Source organism: Verrucosispora sp. WMMC514, from assembly GCF_027497295.1.
Classification (GTDB): domain Bacteria; phylum Actinomycetota; class Actinomycetes; order Mycobacteriales; family Micromonosporaceae; genus Micromonospora; species Micromonospora palythoicola.
On the sequence record NZ_CP114906.1, the window covers coordinates 392,726 to 417,955 of the forward strand.

At 72.1% G+C, this 25,230-nt stretch carries 21 protein-coding genes and 1 tRNA gene; 7 read left to right on the top strand and 15 right to left on the bottom strand.

Features of this window, described 5'->3' with window-relative positions:
* Positions 1–38 precede the first annotated feature (38 nt).
* The 7 genes from O7597_RS01645 to O7597_RS01675 form a co-directional block, all read right to left on the bottom strand.
* Complete coding sequence (locus tag O7597_RS01645; protein ID WP_269742563.1) at positions 39–749, bottom strand: ABC transporter ATP-binding protein; 711 nt, start codon at positions 747–749, stop codon at positions 39–41.
* A complete protein-coding gene (locus tag O7597_RS01650) occupies positions 739–1,662 on the bottom strand; it encodes an ABC transporter ATP-binding protein (protein ID WP_281581842.1) in 924 nt (307 codons plus the stop codon). Before O7597_RS01650 ends, O7597_RS01645 begins: the two co-directional genes overlap by 11 nt.
* The gene (locus O7597_RS01655; protein ID WP_269742565.1) at positions 1,652–2,824 is read right to left on the bottom strand and encodes a branched-chain amino acid ABC transporter permease; all 1,173 of its coding nucleotides are present in this window, start codon (positions 2,822–2,824) and stop codon (positions 1,652–1,654) included. Before O7597_RS01655 ends, O7597_RS01650 begins: the two co-directional genes overlap by 11 nt.
* On the bottom strand, positions 2,821–3,795 hold the full coding sequence (locus O7597_RS01660) for a branched-chain amino acid ABC transporter permease (protein ID WP_269742566.1): 975 nt from the start codon (positions 3,793–3,795) through the stop codon (positions 2,821–2,823). Before O7597_RS01660 ends, O7597_RS01655 begins: the two co-directional genes overlap by 4 nt.
* A 67-nt stretch (positions 3,796–3,862) precedes the next feature.
* Positions 3,863–5,017 (bottom strand): branched-chain amino acid ABC transporter substrate-binding protein, encoded by a 1,155-nt coding sequence (locus O7597_RS01665; protein WP_269742567.1) that lies wholly within the window; start codon positions 5,015–5,017, stop codon positions 3,863–3,865.
* A gap of 228 nt (positions 5,018–5,245) precedes the next feature.
* The gene (locus O7597_RS01670) at positions 5,246–6,460 is read right to left on the bottom strand and encodes a hypothetical protein (RefSeq protein WP_281581843.1); all 1,215 of its coding nucleotides are present in this window, start codon (positions 6,458–6,460) and stop codon (positions 5,246–5,248) included.
* A 73-nt stretch (positions 6,461–6,533) separates the two neighbouring features.
* Complete coding sequence (locus O7597_RS01675; protein ID WP_164448329.1) at positions 6,534–7,154, bottom strand: response regulator; 621 nt, start codon at positions 7,152–7,154, stop codon at positions 6,534–6,536.
* An 81-nt stretch (positions 7,155–7,235) separates the two neighbouring features.
* Here O7597_RS01675 and O7597_RS01680 point away from each other — a divergent pair.
* Positions 7,236–7,318, top strand: a tRNA-Leu gene (locus O7597_RS01680).
* A 47-nt stretch (positions 7,319–7,365) separates the two neighbouring features.
* Complete coding sequence (locus tag O7597_RS01685; RefSeq protein WP_281581844.1) at positions 7,366–8,100, top strand: transcriptional regulator; 735 nt, start codon at positions 7,366–7,368, stop codon at positions 8,098–8,100.
* Between the two features lie 33 nt (positions 8,101–8,133).
* On the opposite strand, the gene O7597_RS01690 is transcribed toward O7597_RS01685, so the two are convergent.
* On the bottom strand, positions 8,134–9,309 hold the full coding sequence (locus tag O7597_RS01690; RefSeq protein ID WP_348650783.1) for a PLP-dependent transferase: 1,176 nt from the start codon (positions 9,307–9,309) through the stop codon (positions 8,134–8,136).
* An 83-nt stretch (positions 9,310–9,392) separates the two neighbouring features.
* Between O7597_RS01690 and O7597_RS01695 the strand changes: the two genes are divergently transcribed.
* Together O7597_RS01695 and O7597_RS01700 are read left to right on the top strand one after the other, a co-directional pair.
* Positions 9,393–9,872 (top strand): Lrp/AsnC family transcriptional regulator, encoded by a 480-nt coding sequence (locus O7597_RS01695; RefSeq protein WP_164448331.1) that lies wholly within the window; start codon positions 9,393–9,395, stop codon positions 9,870–9,872.
* Positions 9,873–9,916: 44 nt separating this feature from the next.
* Positions 9,917–10,933 carry an LLM class flavin-dependent oxidoreductase gene (locus O7597_RS01700; RefSeq protein ID WP_281581846.1) on the top strand — a complete coding sequence of 339 codons (1,017 nt, stop codon included), beginning with the start codon at positions 9,917–9,919 and terminating at the stop codon, positions 10,931–10,933.
* 272 nt (positions 10,934–11,205) lie between these two features.
* On the opposite strand, the gene O7597_RS01705 is transcribed toward O7597_RS01700, so the two are convergent.
* Positions 11,206–13,485, bottom strand: a complete 2,280-nt coding sequence (locus tag O7597_RS01705) for a cellulose binding domain-containing protein (RefSeq protein ID WP_281581847.1) — start codon at positions 13,483–13,485, stop codon at positions 11,206–11,208.
* 244 nt (positions 13,486–13,729) lie between these two features.
* Here O7597_RS01705 and O7597_RS01710 point away from each other — a divergent pair, with 244 nt between their 5' ends.
* The gene (locus O7597_RS01710; RefSeq protein ID WP_281581848.1) at positions 13,730–15,178 is read left to right on the top strand and encodes a pyridoxal-dependent decarboxylase; all 1,449 of its coding nucleotides are present in this window, start codon (positions 13,730–13,732) and stop codon (positions 15,176–15,178) included.
* A 55-nt stretch (positions 15,179–15,233) separates the two neighbouring features.
* Here the strand turns inward: O7597_RS01710 and O7597_RS01715 are convergent, their stop codons facing one another.
* The 5 genes from O7597_RS01715 to O7597_RS01735 all read right to left on the bottom strand — a co-directional run bounded on the left by O7597_RS01715 (position 15,234) and on the right by O7597_RS01735 (position 19,824).
* A complete protein-coding gene (locus O7597_RS01715) occupies positions 15,234–16,187 on the bottom strand; it encodes a sulfite exporter TauE/SafE family protein (protein WP_281581849.1) in 954 nt (317 codons plus the stop codon).
* 142 nt (positions 16,188–16,329) lie between these two features.
* Entirely contained in the window at positions 16,330–16,791 is a 462-nt protein-coding gene (locus O7597_RS01720; protein ID WP_164448334.1) for an Rrf2 family transcriptional regulator, read from the bottom strand.
* A 96-nt stretch (positions 16,792–16,887) separates the two neighbouring features.
* Positions 16,888–17,769, bottom strand: a complete 882-nt coding sequence (locus O7597_RS01725) for an acyl-CoA thioesterase II (protein ID WP_269737412.1) — start codon at positions 17,767–17,769, stop codon at positions 16,888–16,890.
* Positions 17,766–19,214: a pyruvate kinase gene (pyk, locus tag O7597_RS01730; RefSeq protein WP_269737413.1), complete on the bottom strand. Its 1,449-nt coding sequence runs from the start codon at positions 19,212–19,214 to the stop codon at positions 17,766–17,768. Before pyk ends, O7597_RS01725 begins: the two co-directional genes overlap by 4 nt.
* A gap of 244 nt (positions 19,215–19,458) precedes the next feature.
* On the bottom strand, positions 19,459–19,824 hold the full coding sequence (locus tag O7597_RS01735) for a YciI family protein (protein ID WP_269737414.1): 366 nt from the start codon (positions 19,822–19,824) through the stop codon (positions 19,459–19,461).
* Between the two features lie 221 nt (positions 19,825–20,045).
* On the opposite strand from O7597_RS01735, the gene O7597_RS01740 reads away from it, so the two are divergent.
* Together O7597_RS01740 and O7597_RS01745 are read left to right on the top strand one after the other, a co-directional pair.
* Positions 20,046–20,366: a hypothetical protein gene (locus O7597_RS01740; RefSeq protein ID WP_269737415.1), complete on the top strand. Its 321-nt coding sequence runs from the start codon at positions 20,046–20,048 to the stop codon at positions 20,364–20,366.
* Positions 20,363–20,824, top strand: coding sequence for a hypothetical protein (locus tag O7597_RS01745; RefSeq protein WP_281581850.1), 462 nt, complete (start codon positions 20,363–20,365; stop codon positions 20,822–20,824). Before O7597_RS01740 ends, O7597_RS01745 begins: the two co-directional genes overlap by 4 nt.
* Positions 20,825–20,910: 86 nt before the next feature.
* Here the strand turns inward: O7597_RS01745 and O7597_RS01750 are convergent, their stop codons facing one another.
* On the bottom strand, positions 20,911–25,152 hold the full coding sequence (locus O7597_RS01750; RefSeq protein ID WP_281581851.1) for a CHAT domain-containing protein: 4,242 nt from the start codon (positions 25,150–25,152) through the stop codon (positions 20,911–20,913).
* Between the last annotated feature and the right edge of the window lie 78 nt (positions 25,153–25,230).

Consider the following 25,230-nt stretch of genomic DNA (forward strand, 5'->3'; position numbering starts at 1 on the left):
CGGCCGGTGGTCACCACCGGCCGGCCCCGCGACGCGACTCAGGCCACGCCCAGGTACGCCTCCTTGACCGACGGGTCGTGCAGCAGATCCTGCCCGGTGCCCTCCTTGACGATCCGGCCGGTCTCCAGCACGTACCCCCGGTGGGCCCGGGAGAGCGCCTGCTGCGCGTTCTGCTCCACCAGCAGGATCGTGGTGCCCTGCTGGTTGATCTCCGTGATGATGTCGAAGATCTGCTGAATGATCATCGGAGCGAGGCCCATCGACGGCTCGTCCAGCAGCAGCAGCTTCGGCCGACTCATCAACGCCCGGCCCACCGCGAGCATCTGCTGCTCGCCGCCGGAGAGCGTGCCGCCGTGCTGGCGGCGGCGCTCGGCCAGCCGGGGGAACAGCGTGAACACCCGGTCCAGGTCGGCGGCGATCCCGGCGTGGTCCCGCCGGGTGTACGCCCCCATGTCCAGGTTGTCCAGCACCGTCATGCCCGGGAAGATGCCCCGCCCCTCGGGTGCCTGACAGATGCCCCGCCGGACCCGCAGGTCGGCCCGCAGGTTGGTGATGTCCTCACCGTTGAACCGGATCGAGCCCAGGGCCACCGGCCGGAGTCCGGAGATGGCCCGCATCGTGCTGGACTTTCCGGCACCGTTGGCGCCGATGAGCGCGACCACCTCGCCTTCATCGACGTGCAGGCTGATGCCGTGCAGCGCCTCGATCCGGCCGTAGCGCAGCGTCAGGTCGTTGATCTCAAGCAGCATCTACGGGCTCCCCCAGGTAGGCCGCGATCACCTTCGGGTTGTCCCGCACCTCGGCGGGCGACCCCTCGGCGATCTTCTTGCCGAACTCCAGGACCACGATCCGGTCGGTGACCCCCATGACGAGCCGCATGTCGTGCTCGATGAGCAGGACCGTGAACCCGCGGTCCCGGATCTTGCGGATCAGGTCGAGCAGCTCCTCCTTCTCCGCCGGGTTGAACCCGGCGGCCGGCTCGTCCAGGCAGAGCAACTTCGGCTCGGTCGCCAGGGCTCGGGCGATCTCCAGCCGCCGCTGGTAGCCGTACGGGAGGTTGCGCGCCAGGTCGTTCGCCCGGTCGGCGATGCCCACGAACCGCAGCAGCTCCAGTGCCTTGCGCTCGCCGGCACGCTCCTCAAGGGTGTGCCGGGAGATGCCGAACACCCGCGCCGACGACCGGCGAACCTGCTGCCAGAACCGGACCAGCCCGTTGGTCGCGTCGACCACCGGCAACTCCTCCGGCTTGGGCTTGACGCGGTAGAGCCGGAACAGTGCCCCGATCACGCTCGTGTGGTGCCGAGAATCGGCGCCCACCAGCACGTTCTCCAGCGCGGTCATCTCCGGGAAGAGCCGGATGTTCTGGAACGTCCGGGCGATCCCCATCCGGTTGATCCGGTGCGGCTTGCGCCCGCTCACCTGCTCCCCGTCGAAGCGGACCTCGCCCGAGGTCGGCCGGTAGACACCCGTCATCGCGTTGAAACAGGTGGTCTTGCCGGCCCCGTTCGGACCGATCAACCCGATGATCTCACCCTTGTAGATCTGGAAACTCAGGTTGTCGAGCGCCACCACCCCACCGAACCGGAGGGTGACCTGGTCCACCTCGAGCAACACCTCGCGCGGGGTGGCGTCCTCGGGCGACGTCATCTGCTTAGGCAACATTGACGGCAGCCTCCTTCGCCCGGTCCTGCAACTCCCGCGTTCGCCGCCGGCTCGGCAGCAGACCCTGCGGGCGCAGCAGCATGATGAGCACCAGCGCCAGCCCGAAGGCCAACACCCGGTACTCCGAGAAGTCCCGGAACCGCTCCGGCAGATAGGCGAGCAGGAACGCACCGAGCGCCACGCCCGCCATGTTGCCGGACCCGCCGACCACCACCATCGCGACGAACAGGATGGAGAGCTGGACGTTGAAGGTCTCCGGCTGGATGAAGGTCGACCGGCTGGCGAAGAGCAGACCCGACAACCCGCCCAGGGCGGCGCCGATGGCGAACGCCCACAGCTTGAACTTGAACGGGTAGACACCCATGACCGCGGCGGCGTCCTCGTCCTCCCGGATGGCCAGCCACGACCGCCCGACCCGGCTGTGCTCCAGTCGGCGCACCAGCAGGACCATCAGCAGCACCACGGTGAGCGCCAACCAGTACCAGGGCTCGATCTTGAGCAGCCCGAAGACGGTGTTGTCGGCCGACGGCGGTCCCTCCGGACCCGGGATGCCCGCGACGCCCTGCGCCTGGCCGGCCCACCCCGAGTTCTTGGCCACGATCCGGATGATCTCGCCGAAGCCCAGCGTCACGATCGCCAGGTAGTCACCCCGCAACCGGAGCGTCGGCCAGCCCAGCAGCACGCCGGCGACCAGCGAGAAGGCCAGCGCGATCGGGATGCAGACCGCCCAGGCGACCGCCCACTCCTCGGACAGGCCGAACTGCCGCTGCATCGACTGCACCACCGGCGACTGGGTCGAACCGAACAGCGCGACGCTGTAGGCACCCACCGCGTAGAAGCCGACATAGCCGAGGTCGAGCAGACCGGCCAGGCCGATCACCACGTTGAGCCCGATCGCGACCAGCACGTACAGGGCGCACACGAAGAGCACCCCGGCCCAGTTCGAGCCGCCGGCGATGGAGTCGGTCCGGAACCAGTCGAGGCCGGGAATGATCAGGTTCGTCCCCGGGATGTCACCCAGGAACGGCAGGTAGTAGAGGAACGCGATCCCCGCGAGAACCCCCAGCCAACGCTGCCAGCGGGGCAACGCCCGCCAACGGTCGGCCATGCCGCCCAAAGCGTGTCGGCGCCGCTCGTTGAACTGTCGCAGTGCCTCTGTCATGCCCTCGCCTTTCCGAGAGACTCACCGAGCAGACCGGTCGGGCGGAAGATCAGCACCACCACGAGCACCACGAAGGCGGCCACGTCCTCCCAGGTCGACCGGGTCAACGTCGCGGCGTACACCTCGATCACACCGAGCAGCAGGCCACCGAGCAGGGCGCCCCGCAGATTGCCGATGCCACCGAGCACCGCGGCGGTGAACGCCTTGAGCCCGATCACGAAACCGATGTCGAACTTGGTGATCCCGTACCGCATGTTCCACAGCAGAGCGGCCGCGCCCGCCATCAGTCCACCCAGCACGAAGACCAGCATGATCACCCGGTCCTGGTGCACCCCCATCAGCGCCGCGGTGTCCGGATTCTGTGCCACCGCGCGCACCCCCCGGCCGTACCGGGTCCGGTTGATGAACTGGTCCAGCCCGTAGAGCATCACCAGGGCCGACACCACCATGATGATCTGCACGTTGGTGATGTTGGCGCCGGCCACCGACAGCACGGTCTCCTGCTTCAACAGCGCCGGGATGCCGATCACGAGCCGGTTCTCGCTGAAGCCGCGTCCCGAGAAGAACCCCGCCATCCACAGTGCGTAGATCTCCACCAGGACGAGCGAGACACCGATGGCGGTGATCAGGAAGATCAGCGGCGGCGCGTTCATCCGACGTAGTCGCCGGTACGCGACCCGCTCGACGGTCAACGCGGTGGCACCGGAGGCCGCCGCGCCGACGACCAGACCGATGAGCAGGTAGACGATCGCCATGCCGATCGAGGGCGTGCCGGTGATCCCGAGCAGCGACCAGGTACCGAGAATCGCGAACGTGCCGACCATGAAGATCTCGGAGTGCGCGAAGTTGATCAGGCGAAGCACACCGTAGACGAGGGTGTACCCCAGCGCGACGAGGGCGTAGATGGCCCCTTTGGACAACCCGTCCACCGTGTGCTGGGCCAGGTTGCCGAACAAGGCATCGAAATTCACGGGTTTCTCCCTTGGCACCGTCGCGCGGCCGGGGAAAAGACCCCGGCCGCGCAACGGTCATCCTGGCTCAGCTGAGCTTGATCTCCTGCTGGGCCGTGATCGCGCCATCCTTGATCTCGTAGGCCCAGATCACCACCCGGGACTTGTCCACGTCACCGGTCGGGTCGAACTTGAGGTACTTCGACACGCCCTCCTTGTCGTAGGCGTCCACCCACTCCAGCAGGTCCTTGCGCGTCGTCTTGCCCTCGGCCAGACCCTCGATCAGCACCTTCGCAGCGTCGAAGCCCTCGGCACCGTAGGAACCCGGAGGCGAGCCGTACTCCTTCTCGTAGTCGGCGGAGAAGGTGCCACCGGCCTTGTCCGGCGGCAGGCACGGGCAGGTCACGATCGCACCGTTGGCACCGGCACCGGCACCGGACGGGAAGGCCGGGTCGTACAGACCGTCGAAGCCGAGGAAGGTCGCCGTGATACCGGCCTCCCGCATCTGCTTCAGCAGCGGCGCGGCCTCGTTGGTGTAACCGCCGTAGGCGACCGCGTCCGGCGCGGCGGCCTTGATCTTCGAGATGGTGGCGGCGAAGTTGACCTGCTTCTCCTGCACCTGGTCGGTCCCGCCGGCCAGGTCACCGAGAGCCTTGGTCAGCTCGTTGGCGATACCGGCACCGTAGGTGGTGCCGTCGTTGATCACGAAGACCTTCTTGGCCTTCGCCACGTCCCGGAAGTACACGGCCGCGGCGGCACCCTGGGTCGCGTCGTTACCGACCACCCGGTGGAACGCCTTGTTGTCACCGGCGGTCAGCTCGATCGCCGTCGCCGACGGGCTCACCATGACCATGCCGGCGGCCTCGTAGACGTCCATCGTCGCCTTGGTCTCACCGGAGAACGCACCACCGATGACGCCCAGGAAGGACTCGTCACCGACGACCTGGTTCGCGACCGGCGTGGCCTGCGTGGGGTCACCCTGGGTGTCGAACTCCTGCAGGGTGACCTGGCAGTCCGCGTTCGCCTCGTTGTGCTGCTTCACGGCGAGCTTGGCGCCGTTGAGCGACGGGATCACCAGACCGGAGTTCGGGCCGCTGAAGGCACCGAAGATGGCGAGCTTGCCACCGCAGTTACCGTCGCCGCCAGCTTCGTTGCCCTCATCCGACGCCTGGCAGCCCGCCGCGGCAAACAGGGCTGCCGCCAGCCCGACGGCGCCCAGCGCCCGTACGTACTTACGCCTCACGGCTATTGACCTCCTCCAGATACAGGGGCCCGGCGCACCCGGGGCAGCGTCACCGGCCAGCTCGGCGGTCACCACCCAGGCGTGAATCCGCACACCTGCGTTACGGCTCGTGATGGCGGAGCGTACTGCGTCCGCAAACCGTCCCGGAAGACCCGCGAGCCACGCTTGCCAAACCGTTACGAACACAAGCGCCGATGCGACCGCCCCCGTAACAGCGCCGACCCACGCTCAGCCGGCCAACCCCGACAGCCCGAAGACCGCACCGGCCGCCCCGTCGTCCAGTACCAGCAGCAACCGGCCCGGCTCCCCGAACACCGCCGCCGAGCTGACCGGCCCGGCCGGCACCTCCCTCGGCAGCGCCACCGGCCGCCACGAGGCACCCCGGTCCGCCGAACTCCACAGGGCATGACGTACGCCGTCGTTGACCGCCGTCACCACCTGCCCGTCGAAGATCGACAACCCCCGCACGGCGGGCACGCCGGACGACGCGGCCGCACCGAACCCACCCGTCCGTGCCCAGCCGTCCGGCCCGGCCCGCCAGCCGCCGAACGCACGACCGCGCAGGCCGACGGCCACCGGCTCGCCATCGACCCGCACCACCCGCTGCAGCTCGTCGTACTCGTCGGTGCCCGGCACCGGCACCCGCTGCCAGCTCCGGCCGTCCGACGAACGCCACGCCAGCGGATCCCGGTCGATCCGGCCGGGGCCGATGATCCCGCCCACCGCCAACCAGCCGCCGTCCACCGGCGTCGCGTCGAACAACCAGGTGACCCCGTGCTCGTCGGTCGCCAGCCCCGGCGCACCCTCAAGGATCTCGAACTCCCCCGCCGCCTCGGAGAGCCAGACCGCCGCACCGCTGACCCGGTTTCCCACGATCATGAAACCCGACCCACCGGCGACCATCCGCGCCACGTTCACCGCCTGCGGGCCGCCGTAGAGCTCGAAACCGGCCCGAACCTCGACCAGCGCACCATCCGCACGCCGCACCCAACTGCTCACCCGCGGATTCGCGTGCGCGCCGCCGCTCTTCGCCCCGACCGCCGCGAACCGGCCATCGGTGCAGGCGACCGAGTACAGGACGTTCTGCCGGCCGTAGTAGGAGTCCGCCACGATCCGCACCGACTCCCAGGACACCCCGTCCGCGCTCGTCCAGGCCGCCGGCCGGGTCGCGTCACCGGGACCACCGACCGCACCGACGAGGTACCACCGCCCACCGCAGGCGGTCACGTCGCGGAGCATCAACCGGCCGGGTGCCCCGGGCGGAGCGGGCAACGTCAGCTCCCGCCAGTCGGGCCGCAGCGGTGGCGCCTCGTCAGGTCCGGGCGTACCGGACCGGCAGCCCATCACCAGCAGCAGGCAGAGCACGACGAGCGCAGCGGTACGCCGCACAGCGGGTGCGAAGGCGCGCGGCGGGACTGTGCCGTCGACCCGTCCTCCGCGCATGCCCGATGGTATCGGCGCCGCGGCCCGCCGGGAGTCCCCTGACCCCGGCCGAGATCAGACCGCCCGCTCGAACCTACTGGGCCGGCTCGGCCACCTCACCGCCGGCGGTCTCGGCGAGGATCCGCTCGGAGACCTCCTTCATGGTCATCCGGTGGTCCATCGCGGTGCGCTGGATCCACTTGAACGCCTGCGGCTCGCTCATGTTGTAGGTGGTCATCAGCGCACCCTTGGCCCGCTCGACGGTCTTGCGGACCTCCAGCCGGTCGGTCAGCCCGGCCACCTCGGCCTCGAGCGCGGCGATCTCGGAGTAGCGGGACAGGGCGATCTCCACCGCCGGCACCAGGTCGCTCTTCTGGAAGGGCTTGACCAGGTACGCCATCGCACCGGCCGCCCGCGCCCGCTCCACCAGGTCGCGCTGGCTGAACGCGGTCAGGATGATCACCGGAGCGATCCGCGCACCGGCGATCCGCTCGGCGGCCGCCAATCCATCCATGATCGGCATCTTGATGTCGAGAATCACCAGGTCGGGCTTGAGTTCCTCGGCCAACCGGATGGCGGCCTCGCCGTCACCGGCCTCGCCGACCACCTCGTAGCCCTCCTCGGCCAGCATCTCAGCCAGGTCCAGCCGGATCAGCGCCTCGTCCTCGGCGATCAGTACCCGCCTGCGCGCGGCATCCGTCTGCGTCTCGGCCACGAGCCACTCCCACCATCGTTTCCGGCACGGCTACCACCCATGCTCCCGCACGAGCGTAGTCGGGTACAGTAAGCCCCACCCGCCGGGATGGTGGAACGGCATACACGGAAGTCTCAAACACTTCTGCCCGAAAGGGCTTGCGGGTTCGAATCCCGCTCCCGGCACTCTTGTCATACACGCGTTCGATGATGGTGGCGTGCATCCTCCCGAGATGCGGAATCGTGTCCGCGCTCTACGTGCCCAAGGCCACACCATCCGCTCGGCGGCCCGCGCCCTCTCGCTCCCCTACACCACCGTCTGGCACTGGTGCGTCGACCGGCCGGATCCCGTCATGCTCGGAAGTTCGACCCGTTGCTTTCGCTGCCTCCCGGGTGAGGACGGTCCCTCCGATCCACGCGCCTACGCCTACCTCCTCGGCCTCTACCTGGGCGACGGCCACCTCGTCACCAGCGCCCGGGTCCCGGTCCTGCGCATCTACTGCGCCGACAGCTGGCCAAACTTGATCTCGCTCTGCGACAAGGCCATGCGCGCGGTGCTGGCAGCCTCCGTACAACGCGTGCAGAAGCAGGGTTGCGTCGGCGTGCAGAGCTATGGCACGCACTGGCCCTGCCTGCTGCCCCAACACGGGCCCGGCAAGAAGCACGACCGGCGGATTGTTCTCACCGAATGGCAGGAGCGCATCGTCCGGGCGGTTCCCGGTGACTTTCTCCGGGGCCTGTTCCACTCCGACGGCTGCCGGATCGCCAACCGGGTCACCGTGCGCGCAAAGACGTACGTCTACCCGCGTTACATGTTCGTCAACGAGTCCACCGACATCATGCGGCTCTGCCAGTGGGGCCTGGACCTGCTCGGCGTCGCCTGGCGGATGAACCGGCCCAACAGCCTCTCGGTCGCCCGTCGGGAGGCGGTCGCCGCGCTCGACCGGCACGTCGGCCCGAAGTCGTGACCGGCCCGAGCACCACCGACCGTCGCACCCGGGTCAGATCGTGGCGAGCGCGTGCTCCAGGTCGGCGCGCAGGTCCTCCGGGTCTTCGAGGCCGACGGACAGGCGCAGCAGTCCGCCGTCGGGCTTGGCATCCGTCTCGACGGGGCGGTGGGTGAGCGACGCCGGGTGCTGGATGAGCGTGTCGACGCCGCCGAGGGAGACGGCGTGGGTGATGAGCCGGCAGGCGTCGGCGACCGCCGCGGCGGCGGGTTCGCCGCCGCGTACCTCGAAGGCGAGGAGGCTGCCCGGGCCGGACATCTGCCGGCCGACGAGCCCGGCCGGGTCGTCGGTGCCGGGGTGGTGGACCCGCGTGACCGCCGGGTGCGCGGCGAGCCAGAGGGCGAGTTTCTCCGCGCCGGCCTGCTGGGCGCGGACCCGCAGCGGCAGCGTCTGCAGGCCACGGTGCAGCAGGTACGCGCCGAGGGGGTGCAGGATCGCACCGGTGAGGGCGCGGATCTGACGCAGCCGGGTGGCCCACTCGGCGTCACAGGCGATCACTCCGGCGAGGACGTCGCCGTGGCCGCCGATGCTCTTGGTGGCGCTGTGCAGCACCAGTCGGGCGCCGTGCCGGGTGGGCTGTTGCAGCACCGGCGTGGCGACGGTGTTGTCGATCAGCAGGGGCACCGGGCCGGCGGCGTCGGCGAGGGCGGCGATGTCGATCAGGTCGAGGGTCGGGTTGGCCGGTGTTTCGGCGATCACCAGGGCGGTGTCGGGGCGGATGGTGTCGGCGACGGTGTCCGGGCGGGCCCAGGTGACCTCGGTGCCGAGCAGGCCGGTGGCGAGGACGTGGTCGGTGCCGCCGTAGAGGGGGCGCACGGCGACCAGGTGCCGTCGGCCGTCGCGGGTGGCGGCGAGCAGGGCGGCGGTGAGTGCGGCCATGCCGCTGGCGTACGCGACGGCTTCGGTGGTGCCTTCGAGTTCGGCGAGGGCGGTTTCGAAGCGGGCGACGGTCGGGTTCCACAGCCGTTGGTAGACGGCGCTGGTGTCGGCGGGAAGGGTGCCGCCGGTGGCGAGGGTCTCGTAGGCGTCGCCGCCGGCGTGCACCGAGGGCAGCGGGTTGGTGGTGGACAGGTCGATCGGCGGCACGTGGACGCCGAGGGCGGCGAGGTCGTCGCGGCCGGCGTGCACGGCTCGGGTGTCCACGGTCGTCATGTCGAGAGGATCGAACATCCCGCCCATCGGGGGCAATAGTTCCGAATATTATTCGCCATAATCGCTTTCGGATCCGGTGGCGTTCGGTGGAGGATGGCGGCATGCCCCCCGTATCGAACGATGTTCGGCCGTTCGCGGCGCTCGACGACACCGACCGCGCCATTCTGTCCGAGCTGGCCGGCGACGGCCGGTTGCCGAACAATGCCCTGGCCGAACGGGTGGGGGTGGCGCCGTCGACCTGCCTGGCGCGTACCCGGGCGTTGCGGGAGTGCGGGGCGATCCGGGGGTTCCACGCCGAGGTGCATCCGGCCGCGCTGGGGTTGCCGTTGCAGGCGCTGGTGTCGGTGCGGCTGACCGAGCACGCGCGGGCGGCGGTGGACGCGTTCCGGGCCCGCTCGGTGCGGCTGCCGGGGGTGGTGTCGGTGTTCCACGTGGCCGGCGCGGAGGATTACGTGCTGCACGTGCGGGCGGCCTCGGCGGAGGCGCTGCGCGACTTCGTGCTGGACCATCTGGCGGTGGATCCGGCGGTGCAGCACACCCAGACCAGCCTGATCTTCGAGCAGGCCCGCGGGTCGGGTTGATCACGTAGCCGACCGGTTCGGGAACAGATCCGGCGTACGCCGGGTTGGGCAGCCGTGTGATCGACGTTCCGTTGTCTGTCCTGGACCTCGCCCCCGTCGCCGCCGGTGCCTCCGCCGGTGAGGCGTTGCGGCACACGACCGAGCTGGCGCGACGCGCCGACGAGTTGGGCTACCACCGGTTCTGGGTGGCCGAGCACCACAACATGCCGGCCATCGCCTCGTCGGCGCCGGCGGTGCTGATCGCGCATCTGGCCGCGCACACCACCGACATCCGGCTCGGCTCCGGTGGGGTGATGCTGCCCAACCACGCGCCGCTCGTGGTCGCCGAGCAGTTCGGCACCCTGGAGGCGCTGCATCCGGGCCGGATCGACCTGGGCATCGGCCGGGCGCCCGGCACCGACCAGGTGACCGCGTTGGCGCTGCGCCGGACCATGGAGGGCCTGTCGGCCGAGGGTTTCCCCCGGGAGCTGAACGATCTGATGGGCTACTTCGACGACACGGCGTCGGGGCGGATCACCGCGACTCCGGGGCGTGGGCAGCGGCCGGCGGTGTGGTTGCTGGGGTCCAGTGGGTTCAGCGCGCAGCTGGCCGGCGCGCTGGGCCTGCCGTTCTCCTTCGCGCACCACTTCAGCGCGCAGCACACGTTGCCCGCGTTGGCGCTGTACCGGCAGAGTTTCCGTCCGTCGCGGTGGCTGGAGCGGCCGTACGCGATGGTGGCGGTGAACGCGGTGTGCGCGGAGTCCGACGAGCGGGCCGAGTGGCTGGCCGGGCCGGCCGGGCTGTCGTTCCTGCGGTTGCGGTCGGGGCGACCGGAGCCGCTGGCGAGCCCGGACGAGGCGGCGGCGTACCCGTACACCGAGTTCGAGCGGGAGTTCCTGGCGCAGCGCCGGCAGGGTCAGGCGAGCGGTTCCCCGCAGACGGTCCGCCGGCAGTTGGGCGAGCTGCTGGAAAGCACCGGCGCGGACGAGCTGATGCTGACCACGATGGTGTACGACGTCGCCGACCGGGTGCGTTCGTTCGAGCTGATCGCGACCGAGGTGGCCGGCGGTCTGCGTCGCTGAGGCGGCGGCCGACGGTCGGCGGGCCCGGTGGCCGGGGCGGCGAGGTGGCCCAGGTCACAGCGTTCCCGGGGTTGTGAAACACGATCTTCACGGCAGCGTCACTCTCGCGACGCGGAGCCCGCCTAACGTTGTATCCGGTGGTGGTACGGCACTCCCCGGTCGGGACGGGTCGGGGGTGCCGCGGTGTGGGGCACCGGGCCGCAGTTGTGCGGATTCCGCGATTGCGGCCCGGTGCCTTCTCCCTTTCTTCTACCGCTTGTGCACCCCGGCGGTCAACGCAGGTAGATGTCGGGCGCGGGTGGCGTGCTCATGCCGTCGCCGAGGAAGAAGCTCGGGTGCGGGGGCTGGTTGTAGGCGGTGTTCTGCCAGGCGATGGCGACCCGGTACTGCAGGTCGTGCATCAGGGTGTGGAGCCGGAGGCTGGTCGGCGTCGGGGTGCTGTAGATGCGCAGGGCCCGACTGTCGGTGGTGCGCCACACCACCTCCTCCCGCCAGTCACCGAACAGGTCGGCCGAGAGCGCGGGAGTGGCCTTGGTGCCGTTGTTTGACGCGACGCCACTGCCGGTGAGCAGGCGGGTGTCGCCGCCGGTGCCGTACTTGTCGATGCGGGTGGCGTCGAGCAGTTCGCGGACCGGGTCGCCGTCCCACCAGACGAGGAAGTTCGTCGAGGACGGCTTGCGGCCGATGTTCTGGCCCCGGGTGTTGGCCAGGCCGCTCACCGCGGACGACCAGGATTCGGCACCGGGGCTGCCGGCCCAGATGTCGCCCGAGACGCCCCGGCCGTTGTCGCCGCCGGTGGGGGTGGACCAGAGGATCTGGCCGGTGCGGGCGTCGGCGAACCAGGAGCTGGGCTTGCTGCCGTCCTCGCTCACCTTGAAGTACTCCAGACCCGGGCGGGACGGGTCGAGGTCGCCGACGTGTCCGGCGTCGCCGTGGCCGTGGCCGGTGGACCACAGCAGCCGGCCGTTGTCGTCGATGGTGGCCGCACCGTAGACGATCTCCTGCCGGCCGTCGCCGTCGACGTCGGCGACGGAGAGGCTGTGGTTGCCCTGCCCGGCGGCGGCGCCGTTGCCGGCGGCGTTGGAGTCGAAGGTCCACCGTCTGGTGAGGGTGCCGTTGCGGAAGTCCCAGGCGGCGATGACCGCGCGGGTGTAGTAGCCACGGGCCATGATCAGCGACGGGCGTTGTCCGTCGAGGTAGGCGGTGCCGGCGAGGAACCGGTCGACCCGGTTGCCGTAGTTGTCGCCCCAGGAGGAGACGGTGCCGCGCGGCGGGTCGTAGTTGACGGTGGACAGGGCGGCACCGGTGCCGCCGTCGAACATGGTCAGGTACTCGGGGCCGGCGAGGACGTAGCCGGCGGAGTTGCGGTGGTCGGCGTTGGCGTTGCCGATCACCTGGCCGGTGCCGGAACGGGTGCCGTCGGCGGTCTTCATGGCCACCTCGGCACGGCCGTCACCGTCGTAGTCGTACACCTGGAACTGGGTGTAGTGGGCACCGGCCCGGATGTTGCGGCCCAGGTCGATGCGCCACAGCCGGTAGCCGGGCAGGGTGTACGCGTCGAGGTAGACGTTGCCGGTGTAGCCGGACTGCGAGTTGTCCTTGGCGTTGGACGGCTCCCACTTGACCACGAAGTCGTAGTCGCCGTCACCGTCGAGGTCGCCGACGCTGACGTCGTTCGCGGAGTAGGTGTACGCCTCGCCGCTGGGTGTGGTGCCGCCGGGCGGGACCTGCAACGGCACGTCGAGGTAGCCGGCGGGGAACTGCAGGGCGTGCACGGACTGGGTCTGTTCGACGCCGTCCACCAGGGCCCGCAAGATGTAGTTCGCTCCGGCCGGCGCGCCACTGTCCAGGTAGTTGGTCGCGCCGGTGATCGGGCTGGCGTTCACCCTGGTCGTGCCCCGGTAGAGGTTGAACGCGACGCCGCTGGTCTCGGTGCCCAGCAGCCGCCAGGAGACCAGGTTGGCCGACCCGGAGCGGACGCTGACCAGCCCCCGTTCCAGGTTCTCCGCCTGCATCGCCCCGGGCGGTGGGGTGGGCGGTGGGGTGGTCGGCGATGGAGTCGTCGTCGGCGCCACGGTGGGTGACGGGCGCGGCGGGCTGGGCGTTGGGGTGGTCGGCGTGGGGGTCGGGGTGGTGGCGCCGGTGCAGGTGGTGCCGTTCAGCGCGAAGCTGGTGGGGGCCGGGTTGCTGCCGGTCCACGAGCCGTTGAAACCGAAGTTGACGCTGCCGTTGGTGCCGATGGCGGCGTTGTAGTCGACGTTGCGGGCGCTGACCTGAGCGCCGGACTGGGTGACGGTGGTGTTCCAGGCCTGGGTGACCTGTTGTCCGGCGGCCCAGGTCCAGGTCAGGGTCCAGCCGTCGACCGGGTCGCCGAGGTTGGTGACGGTGACGTCAGCGCCGAAGCCGCCGGTCCACTGGTTGGTGACGCGGTAGTCGACGCGGCATCCGGCGGCGGCGGCCGAGGCGGTCAGGGTGGTCAGCACGCCGGCGGCGGCGACCGCGGTGGCGGTGGCCGCGGCGAGCAGGGCCGCCCGGGGGGCGGTGCGAGGCATGGTTCCTCCGATGGAGGTCGGGACGCGCGACGTCCGGCGCTCCGTCGGCCGTGCCCGGGGCCGACGGGTGTTCGTCCACCGGCCGTGCCCGGGCCGGCGGCCGGGCCGCGCTAGCGGAAAGGGTCCATCTGATCGATGGTCATGAGTGCGTTCCCGCGCATCTGTGATGCTAGGGCAAGCGTTTTCTACGCACAATCGATCCGCCGCCTTGCTCTACCGCCGCTCCTTTTGATCCACTCGCCGGGTGGCTGCACACATGACGCCGGAGGAGTTCCGCCAGGCCGGGTACGCGGTGGTCGATTGGATCGCCGACTACTGGGCGACCCTGCCCCAGCGCCCGGTGACCTCCCAGGACCCGCCCGGCACGGTGGCCGCCGGGCTGCCGGCCGGACCACCGGTGCGGGGTGAGCCGGTCGAGGCGGTCCTCGCCGACCTGGACAAGCTGGTCGCACCCGGGCTCACCCACTGGCAGCACCCGGGCTTCTTCGGGTACTTCCCGGCCAACACCTCGGGCCCCAGCGTGCTCGGTGACCTGGTCAGTGCCGGGCTCGGCGTGCAGGGCATGCTCTGGGCCACCGGTCCGGCGTGCACCGAACTGGAGACGGTGCTGCTCGACTGGCTGGCCGACCTGCTGGACCTGCCGGCCCGGTTCCGCTCCGCCGGTCGCGGTGGCGGCGTCATCCAGGACTCCGCCTCCTCGGCCACCCTGGTGGCCACCCTGGTCGCGCTGCACCGGGCGGCCGGTGGCCGGTGGCGGCAGGCCGGAGTCGACCGTCGCTACCGGGTCTACGCCTCGACCGAGGCGCACTCGTCGGTGGAGAAGGCCGCCCGGATCGCGGGGCTGGGCGCCGACGGGGTACGCCTGATCGAGGTGGACCCGGCGACCCGGGCGATGTCGCCGGCGGCGCTGCGCGCCGCGATCGAGGCGGACCGGGCGGCCGGGGCGGTGCCCGCCCTGGTGGTGGCGACCGTCGGCACCACCTCCACCACGGCGGTGGACCCGCTGCCCGAGATCGGTCCGATCTGCGCCGAGCACGGTGTCTTCCTGCACGTCGACGCCGCGTACGCGGGCGCGGCGGCGGTCTGCCCGGAGTTGCGGTTCGGCCACGCGGGCCTGGAGTACGCCGACTCGTACTGTTTCGACCCGCACAAGTGGCTGCTCACCGGCTTCGACTGCGACGCGTTCTGGGTGGCCGACGCGGGCGAGCTGGTGGAGGCGTTGACCGTGCTGCCGGAGTACCTGCGCAACGCGGCCACCGAGTCCGGCGCGGTGATCGACTACCGGGACTGGCAGGTGCCGCTCGGTCGGCGGTTCCGGGCCTTGAAGCTGTGGTTCGTGCTGCGCTGGTACGGCGTCGAGGGTCTGCGCGAGCACATCCGTGGCGGCGTCGCGCTGGCCGCCGGGTTCGCCGACCGGGTCCGCGCCGACGAGCGGTTCGAGCTGGTCGCCGACCATCCGTACGCGCTGGTCTGTTTCCGGCTGCGCGGCCCGGACGGGCCGAACGAACGGCTGCTGGCGGCGGTGAACGCCACCGGCCGGATCTACCTCACCCACACCCGCGTCGCCGGCCGACACACCCTACGCCTGGCCGTCGGCGCCCCCCGGACCACCCAGTCCCACGTAGACGAGGCCTGGCACCTCATCTCCCACACCGCGACAACCCTCTCCCCTCCCCCACCTCGTCGATCATGAGGTTGTTGTCCCCGCGCCTGGCGTGTCGGGACGACAACCTCATGGTCAACAGGGATCAGGGCCGGCGGTCGTGCCCGGCGCCGACCGGCTCGGCGGGGGCGGGGGTCTGTGCGGGGGTGTCGGTGGTGAGGGCCGCGGCGAGGGACCGCTCGCGGCGGGTCCGCCGCAGCACCCGGACCGCGAGCGTCAGGGCGGTGATCCATCCGGCGGCCAACAGCAGGTAGACGATCACCGGCAGGGAACCGTCCACATCACCGGCGCGCATCAGGACCCGGGCGTTGGTCAGCACGATCACGCCACCGACGGCCGCGCCGAGCAGTTGGGCCGGCACGATGCGGACCAGCCAGGCCGCGACCGGCGCGGCGATCAGGCCACCGGCGAGCAGCGCGAGCACGATCGGCAGCAGGAAGCCCTCGGTGCCCAGACCGATCAGGAAGCCGAGGCTGGCGGCGGCAGCCACGACGAACTCGGAGGTGTCCACCGAGCCGATCACCTTGCGCGGCTCCAGCCGACCGCTGACCAGCAGCGCCGGGGTGGCCACCGGACCCCATCCACCACCGCCGGTGGCGTCGACGAAGCCGGCGACGAGGCCGAGCGGGCCGAGGAAACGCCCGCGTAGCCGTCCGGCGGCCGGGTTGCGGCGCAGCGGCCGGGAGAACCGGATGAGCAGGTACGCCCCGAGCGTGAACAGGATCGCGGCCATCCATGGTGCGGCCGACTCGGTGGACAGGGCGCTGAGGAAGGTGGCGCCGGCGAAGGCACCGAGCGCGCCGGGCACCGCGATGCGGCGCACCACCCGCCAGTCGACGTTGCCGAACCGCCAGTGCGCGGTGCCCGCGGCGAGCGTGGTGCCGATCTCGGCCAGGTGCACCGAGGCGGACGCCGCCGCCGGTGCGACGCCGACCAGCAGCAACAGCGTCGAGGAGGTCAGCCCGTACGCCATGCCGAGGGAACCGTCGACGAGTTGCGCGGCGAGCCCCACCAACGCGATGACGAGCAGCTTGCGCACGACGCCTCCCGGCTAAATTGGTATCTCCTATCGGCTTGGTCGACAATGCGGCATGCCGGGGCCTCCGGTCAACCCCGCGATCAGTCAGTGAGACGACAACGTCGCCCGACGCGTGGCGTCCGAGGTGCGCCGGTGCGTCCGGTCAGGTCCAGGCGGCGGGATCGGCGACCAGCTTGGTGACCGGCTCGGGCAGGGTGCCCCGCGCCACGTCGGCGACGGTGACCAGTTCGAGGATCTGCCGCTCGCTGGCCCGCAACGCGATCCAGACCTCCTGCAACGCCCGCGCCGCACCCTGGTAGCCGAGGTGCTCGGGGCGTTGACCCCGGATGTGGGCGAGCGGCCCGTCGATCACCCGGATCACCTCGGCGAGGCTGATCTCCTCGGCCGGCCGGGCCAGCCAGTAGCCGCCCTCCGGGCCGCGCTGGGCCTGCACCACGCCGGCCCGACGCAGTTGCAGCAGGATGCTCTCCAGGAACTTCGGCGGGATCTGCTGGGCCCGCGCGATCTGGTCGGCGGTGACCGGTCGCCCCCGGCCAGCCCCGGTCACCGAGGCCAGTTCGGCGACCGCTCGAAGGGCGTAGTCCACCCGGGCTGAGAGACGCATGTCGGACAGGTTAACGGTCGGGTATCCAGGCGCTGCCCGGCGGCCCGACACCGGACCTGACGCATCGCCCGGCCACGCCGGACGCCGACCGGTCAGCTATCCGCCGACCCGGCGCAGCAGTCCCTCCTGGACGGCGCTGGCGATCTGGCTGCCGGCCACGGTGAACATGCGGCCGGTGGCCAGCCCGCGCGCCCCGGAGGCCGACGGACTCCAGCAGTCGTAGAGGAACCATTCGTCGGCCCGGAACGGGCGGTGGAACCACAGGGCGTGGTCCAGGCTCGCCCCCACCACCCCGCCCGGTCCCCACACCTCGCCGTGCACCGAAAGCACCGAGTCGAGCAGGGTCAGATCGGAGGCGTAGGTCAGGGCGCAGGCGTGCAGCAGCGGGTCGTCGGGCAGCTTGCCGTCGATGCGCATCCACACCCGCTGGTGCGGGTCGGCCGGCCGGTCGCCGGGACGTACCCAACCGGGCTCACCGACGTAACGCACGTCGATCGGTCGGGGAATCTGCCCCCAGATGCCCAGCCGCTCCGGGTACCGGGACAGCCGGTCGGTCATGGTCGGCACCGACTCGGGCCCGGGCACGTCCGGCGGCAGGGGGGCGTGGTGGTCCAGCCCCTCCTCCGGCCGCTGGAACGAGGCGGACATGAAGAAGATGGGCTTGCCGTGCTGGAGCGCGACCGAGCGGCGCACCGAGAAAGAGCGGCCGTCGCGGATGTTCTCCACCTCGTACTCGATCGGCTCGACCGGGTCGCCGGCGCGTACGAAGTAGCCGTGCAGGGAGTGGACCACCCGTTCGGGATCGACGGTGCGGCCGGCGGCGACCAGGGCCTGGCCGGCGACCTGGCCGCCGTACACCCGCTGCGGGCCGACCGGCGGGCTCATCCCCCGGAACGACATCGCGCCGGTGGGCGCGAGGTCCAGGACCTCCAGCAGCTGGTCGACGGCGGCCTGACCGACGAGCGAGCTGACGGTCACTGCAAAGCCCGCGCCGTGGCGGCGTCGACGAGCGAACCGAGCTGGTGCACCCGCAGGGTGTTCGTCGAGCCGGGGCTGCCGGGCGGGCTGCCGGCCACGATCACCACGTAGTCGCCGGGGTTGCCCCGGTTCAGCCCGAGCAGCGCCTGGTCGACCTGGCGGAACATGTCGTCGGTGTGCTGCACGAACGGCATCAGGAAGGTCTCCACCCCCCAGGAGAGGGCGAGCTGCGCCCGGACCTCGGGCACCGGGGTGAAGGCCAGCAGCGGCAGGTCGCAGTGCAGCCGGCTGAGCCGGCGCACGGTGTCACCGGTCTGGGAGAACGCGACAAGCGCCTTGGCGCCGATGGCCCGGGCGATCGAGGAGGCGGCCACGGTGAGCGCGCCGCCGTGCGTACGCGGGTCGTGCTGCAGGCGGGGCACCAGGATCGAGCCGGCCTCGGTGGTGGTGACGATCTTGGACATGGTGCTGACCGTGAGCACCGGGTACTTGCCGACGCTCGTCTCACCGGAGAGCATCACCGCGTCGGCCCCGTCGAGCACCGCGTTCGCCACGTCGGAGGCCTCGGCGCGGGTCGGCCGGGAATTCTCGATCATGGAGTCGAGCATCTGGGTGGCCACGATGACCGGCTTGGCGTTCTCCCGGCACAACTGCACCGCGCGCTTCTGCACCAACGGCACCTCGTCGAGCGGCAGTTCCACGCCGAGATCACCACGGGCCACCATCACCCCGTCGAAGGCCAGCACGATCGCTTCGAGGTGGTCGACCGCCTCCGGCTTCTCGACCTTGGCCAGCACCGGGCGGTGCACACCGACCTCGCTCATGATCGCGTGGCACAGCTTGATGTCGTCGGCGGAGCGGACGAACGACAGGGCGACCAGGTCCACCCCGAGGCCGAGCGCGAAGCGCAGGTCGGCGGCGTCCTTCTCCGACAGGGCGGGCACGCTGACCGCCACGTTCGGCAGCGAGACACCCTTGTTGTTGCTGACCGGACCACCCTCGGTGACCAGCACCCGGATGTCGTTGCCGGTGACGTCGGTGACCTCGACGGCCACCCGGCCGTCGTCGATCAGCAGCCGGTCACCGGGCTTGACCTCCTGCGGCAGCTTGCGGTAGGTGCAGGAGACCCGCTCCTTGCTGCCCACGACGTCGTCACCGGTGATCACCACGGAGTCGCCGGTGCGCCACTCGTGCGGACCCTCGGCGAACCGGCCGAGTCGGATCTTGGGCCCCTGGAGGTCGGCCAGGATCGCCACCGGCTGGCCCGCGGCCTCGGCCGCCTCCCGGACGAGCCGGTAGACCGACTCGTGGTCGGCGTGGCTACCGTGACTGAAGTTGAGCCTCGCCACGTTCATGCCGGCTTCGACGAGCCCGCGGATGCGCTCGGGCGACGAGGTGGCGGGGCCAAGAGTGCAGACGATCTTCGCGCGGCGTGTCACGCCCATCAGGCTAGTCTCTCCTCCGGGTCGGACCACCGGCCGACCCCTTGCGCAATGTGGAACAGTTGTCCAACGGCGCGCGGCCCAGTGGCGCGGCCGGCGAGCGTGGGCCGCTCCGGACGTCGACGGCGGGCAACGGCGACCGCGCGCCGGAATGGTACGCCCCTGGCGCCAGGCCGCGTGGGGGCGCTCCGGGTCGACAACTGTACGCGCACCGTCGACAACCCGCCGTGACCGCGGCTGGTGCGCCTCAGCTTTCCGTCTTGACCAGCGGAAACTCCAGCGAGCCGGCCGGGCAGAGGAAGGTCATCACGTCCACCCGGTAGAGGCCGGCCTGCACCGCCGGATCGGCTTCCATCACGCTGCGGACGTCGTCGACCGACCCGGTCCGGGCCAGACCGAACCCGAGCGGTGGGTCCGGATCCCGGGCCTGACCGTCCACCGCCCCGGCGACCAGGATGATCCCCCGCCGCTGCATCGCCTGCATGTGACTGGCGTGCTCGGCCTGCAACCGCTGGACCGTCTCGGGCGGCAACGCCCGCCCGGCAGCGCCGGGATACAGCACGATGCATTCGTAGGTGTCGAGCGCGAAGTCGACCTGGGGCTCCCCTGACATGGCTTCCCTTCCGCACGGCCCGCCGACGCCAGGCGGTGCACGCGGCGGTACCGTCCAGCCTCCCACGGACGGTCCGGCCGTACCGGCGCTCCGCCGATCCCGCGCCCCGGCAACCCGCGCCGGGCCGATCACCGGGTCCGCCCGCGCGCCGGGTGACCGGCGGGCGGGCGGTCGCTACCGTGTGCTCGTCGTCAGGGCGACGACGGTGGGAGGGTGCGGCGGTGCGGGATGATGAGCCGGCGGCGGAGCCGCTGCCGTACGCGGAGGTCACCGACGCCGGGTACGGCAGCCGGGTCGCGGAGACGTTCTCGGTGCGCCGGTACGGTCCGGCGGTGCTGCTCACCGGCGACTGCCCCCGGTGCCAGCACCCGATCAGCTGCCCGATCGTCGACGAGGTGTACCGGCGGGAGGCACCGCCGGCAGCGGTCGACCCCGGCTACCGGACGCTGCTGTGCAGTTGCGCCGCCGACCACCCGGCCCGCCCCGACGGGCTGGCCGGCTGCGGCGCGTACTGGACGGTGACCCTGGAGGTCGAGGCGTGATCCGACTGCGGCCCGGTCCCCCGGCGACCCGTACCGACCTGCGCCGGGCGCAGGAACTGGCCGCGTTGCTGCGCGGCGAACTGGACCGGGTCCGGGCCGCCGCGCTGGCCTGGCGCAACGGGCTGGGCGGCCTGCTCGTCGCGCTCGTCGGGTTCAGCCTGATCCGGGGTCGCTCCGACGTCGGCACCCTCGCACCGGGCTGGGGCGTCCTGGTCGGCGTACTGCTGCTGGCCGCCATCGGGGCCGGGGTCGCCGGGGCGCTGGCGCTGCTGCGGGCCGCGCACGGGCCGCTGTCGGTGACGCCGGTCGCCGAACTGCTCCCGGCTCCGCTCGGCGAGCACCGCGAGGCCCTCGCCGCGGCCCGGGCCCTGCGCCTCGGGGTGCTGCTGGTACTGGCCTGCACCGCTCTGCTGGTCGCCGCCGTGGGCGTCACCTGGTACGCGCCCGGCCAGCCCTGACCCGAGCCGGCGTCCGGTCGCCGGCCGTGCGTCGTGGGCCGGAGCCGGGGCGTCCCGGTGAGATCGCGAGGGCGACCCGCGCCCGGTCAGGGGCCGACGTGGGCGTAGCCGGCCCAGAGCTCCGGCAGGTCGGGCAGGGCGGCACGCGCCTGCCGGACGGCGTGGTGCAGGGCGGACGCCGCCCGTTCCGGGTCGAGACCACCGGCCACCGCCAGCGACGCGTAGAGGTCCTCGCACAGCTGCACGGTGAGCGTGTCGGAGATGGCCCAGAGCGCGCCGATGACGTGTCGGAAACCCGCCAACTGGAACGCGGTGCCCAGGGTCAGCGCCTCGTCCGGCAGGGCGGCGCCGCCGCGTACCGTGTCGCAGGCGGACAGGACCGCGAGCGCGGCCGTGGTGCCAGCCGGCCGCCACAGGTCCCGTACGTGCAGCGGCCCACCCGCCAACGCGAGCCGACCCCGGGCGGGTGCGGCCAGATCCTGGGTGCCGTGACAGCACAGGTGGACCACGGACGTTCCCGGCAGCGCGTCGAGCACCGCCGAGGGGGTGGCCGCCGGTCCGGTCAGCGACGTCACGTCGCTCAGGTGCCGGCGTACCACGGCCTGCTCCCCCGCCGCGCCCGGCAGGTCCGTCAGCCCCGGCGTGCGGGGCATCCCGACGAACAGGGCCGAGGTGACCGGCGCGGACCTGGCCGCCGGCCCCTGCCGGGCCCGGACGAGCGAGCGCAGCGAGGCGGTGTACGACGAGACGACCCGGTCGAGGACCCCGGCTCCGCCGTCCAGCGGGGCAGCGGCGTGCAGCGGCAGCAGGGTGAGCACCCCGGTGGGACACCACCACAGGCGCGTCGGCGTGACGCCGGTGGCAGCTGGTGCGACGGCCGGGTCCAGCGCGTCCAGCACCGGGGCGGCGACCACCCGCCACAACCAGTCGAGGGTTTCCGGGATCCGGCGGCGGAACGCGGCCCGACGGCGCTGCGCCTCCGGACCCGGGTCGCCGACGGGCGCGGTGGCCTCGGCGAGCCCGGTCAGGAAGTACGCGGCCCGCACCTGCAGTTCGCCGAGGCTCAGCTCGGGCAGCGGCACCGTCGTCACCCGTCCCCCGCTGACCAGCAGCGCGTCGCACCGCCGGTCGGCGACGTTGACGAGCACCACCGGGCCGTCCTCGCCGGCCCGGGCCAGGTCGGCGAAGGGGGGTGGGCGGAGGAAACGGTCGAAGTCGGGCAGCTGCCGGATCTCCGCAAGCACCTCGCGCCGCTGGACGGCCAGCTCGTGCCGGCGTTCCGAGCCCGCCCCCATTTCGCCACCGGACGGCACGGCGCGGGCCGGGACCGCCAGCCCGGCGACCGGCGCGGGTCCGGTCAGGTCGCGGCGCGGGTCGAGGCGGTCGAGGGCGGTCTGGACGGCGGCCAGGCGCTCGGCCAGCCGGGGTGCCTCCGCGCGCAGCGCCGCCAGGTCGGCGCCGGCGTCGTGGGCCCGGGTGAGCAGCACCCCACGGCCGTACTCCAACAGCTCCACCGCGCGTTGCGGCCGGTCGAGTGCGATCGCCACCGCCGCGGCGTCGCCGGCCAGGCCCGGGAACTGCCCGAGCAGCCGGCCCTGGTCGTCGAGGTCCATGCCGTGCCAGGCCACCAGGTCGAGCAGTTCGATCGCCGTGGTGTAGCCCGCCAGGGCGGCCGGCAGGTCGCCCGCCTCGGCGGCGAGAGCGGCGTACCGCCGCGCGGCGACCGCCCGCAACAGCGACGGCGCCGCCTCGATCGCGGCGGCCTCGCGCAGCGCGGCGATCGCCTCCGCCAGCTCGACCGCCGGCAGGTCGCCGCCGACAGCCGAAACGACGGCGGTCGAGTCCGCGCGGTGCCCCGTGGCGGCCGGGCCGTCGGGAGCCGGGCCGTCGGGGGCCGGTTCCGCGGTGGCGTCGGCCGCAGCGGTCGCGTCGGCGGTGGCGTGGGCGATCTCCTCGACGGCGACGGCCAGGTTGCTCAGGCACATGGTCCGCTCCGGATGGTCCACGGGCAGGGCCGCCACCGCCGCCCGGTACGCCGTCAGCATCTCGCGGGCGTCGGGGGTGTTGCGCCTGGTCCGGAACCTGATCAGCAGCGCGTTGCCGAGGTTGGTCAGCAGCCGGTACTGGTCGCCGGCCGAGGTGGCGGCCGCGTCGGCGAGCGCCCGCAGCAGGGTGACCGCCTCGTCGAGCACGGCGGGATCCTCGGTGAGCTGGTGCCGCAGCAGGTGGCTGAGCGCGAGCGTGCGCACGATCCGGACGCGTTCCTCGGGCTCGGCCTCCCGTTGCGCCAGCTCCGCCGCCTCCCGTAGCAGCGTGACCGCCTGCTCGGCGTCGGCCAGCGCGGCGGCGCGGGCCTGCTCCGGCGTGGCACCGTCGGTCGGCAGCGCGGCGTTGACGACCAGTTCGGTGCGCCGGTTCAGCGCCGATCCGAGGTTGAACAGCCCCCACATCCGGTCCGGATTCCCGGGCGGAGCAGCGGCCACGGCCCGCCGCAGCACCACCATCGCCTCGGTGAGGATTGCCAGGTCCTGGGTCCGGCCGAAGAGTTCCTGCAACGCCAGGCCGAGATTCGACAGGTAGAGCGGCAGCTTCGCGGGATGCGCCGGGTTCGCCGCCGCCTCGCGCAGCTTCGTCACGGCGAGTTCCAGCAGCTCCGGCTCACCCGCCTGGTCGGCCAGCTCACGCAGCGTGTCGCCCAGGTTGTTCAGCAGGTCCGGCCGCGACGGATGCTCGACCGGCAGCAGCCGCTCCGCCTCGGTCAACACCTCGCGGGCCTGCCGGAGGGTCGCCAACCCGAACAGGTCGGCGTGCCATCGGCCCAGTGTGTACCCGAGGTCGCAGAGCGCGCGGGCCCGCTGCTCCGGGTCGGTCGTCCCGTCGGCCGCCGCCCGCAGCAGCCGCTCCGCCTCGCGCAGATCGTCGGCCCGGCGGTGCAGCGCGTAGCGCGTCTCCAACAGCTTGCCCTCGGCCTGCCACAGCCCGCCCACGTCCTGCCCGTCGAGCCGAGGTCCGGCCGCCGCCGCCCGGTACGCCTCGATCGCCGCGTCCAGGTCGGCCGGGGTCTTCCGCCGTTCGTGGCGCTCACCGACGAGCCCCGCCAGGGTGACTCGGGCCAGACCGCCCTGTTCCTCGCTGAGCCCCGAGGCCAGCGCGGCACGGTTGGCCTCGATCGCCGTGTCCAGGTCGCGGTCGGTGCCGCTGGCCACGAACCGTCTACTGGCCAGCGTCGCGTACGTGAACAGGACCAGCGGGTCGGCCCGGACGGACACCGCCTGCGCCAGCACGTCGACGGCCCGGTCGAGGTCGGCCGGCTCACCCCGGCGCTCCCAGCGTTCCCGCAGCTGCCCGGCGAGGTTCACCCGAGCCATCAGCCACACCGGCGCGTCGGCGGGGGCGGCCCGGGCCGCGTCGCCGAGCAGCTGGATCGACTCGTCCAGCGCCGCGACGTCCCCCGCCTGTTCGAACCGGTCACCGAGAACGTTGCCGAGGTTGAACAGCCGGGTCGGACGTTCCGGGTCACCGGCCGGGGTCGACTCCAGACTCTCCCGGTGCGCGTCGATCGCCGCCGGAAGCGACTGCTGCCGGCCCAGTCGCAGGTACTGCTCCCGGCGTACCCGTCCGAGCGCGGAAAGGTAGTGCAGGCGTTCGGGTGCGCCGGACGGTGTCCCGACCAGCGCCCGTTCCAGCAGCGCCTGCGCCTGGTCGGCCACCCGGTAGTCCCCGGAACGCTCGGCCCCGGCCATCAGCATGACCGCCTGGCCGAACAGCGCAGCGCCCAACTCGGCCTCGGGAGTGGAGCGCGCGGCCGGGACGCGAACACCGGGGGGCGGCGTACCGCTGTGCGCGCTGCCGGAGGGCCCGGAACCTGCCGTGCTCGCGGTACCGGCGTCCGACGCCCCGATCCCGGAGCCGGAACGAGGATCGGCCCGGGCCGACGCACCGGAACGGACGTCGCGGCCGGGACCGGCCGGTCCGCCGGCGGTGGCTACGTGCGCGCGGAGCATCGCCAGCAGCGACGGCGGTACCCGCTCCGGCGCCAGGCTGAGCAACAGTTCGGTCAACCCGACCGCCTGGATGAGGTCCGGCCCGTCCGAGCCCGCCGGTAGGCACTGGTACCGGTACCAGTGCAGACAGGCCAGGAGGAACAGCGCCTCGGCCTCGCGTTCCGTCGTGCCCCGCCGGCTAACGCCGTTGAGCAGGTCGTAGAGCGGCTTGGCTTCCCGCAGCGCCTCGTGGTCCAGCACCCACCGCGGCTCCATGGTGGTGCCGTAGCTGTCCAGCCGCTCCCGCAGCCGCCGGACCGGATCGGACCTGAACGGTCGCCACATGCCAGCCCTCCCGTCGCAGGCACCGTCCCGCACAGCAGTATCAGCCACGGCGACCGCCCGCTGTCCCGAAGCCGACCG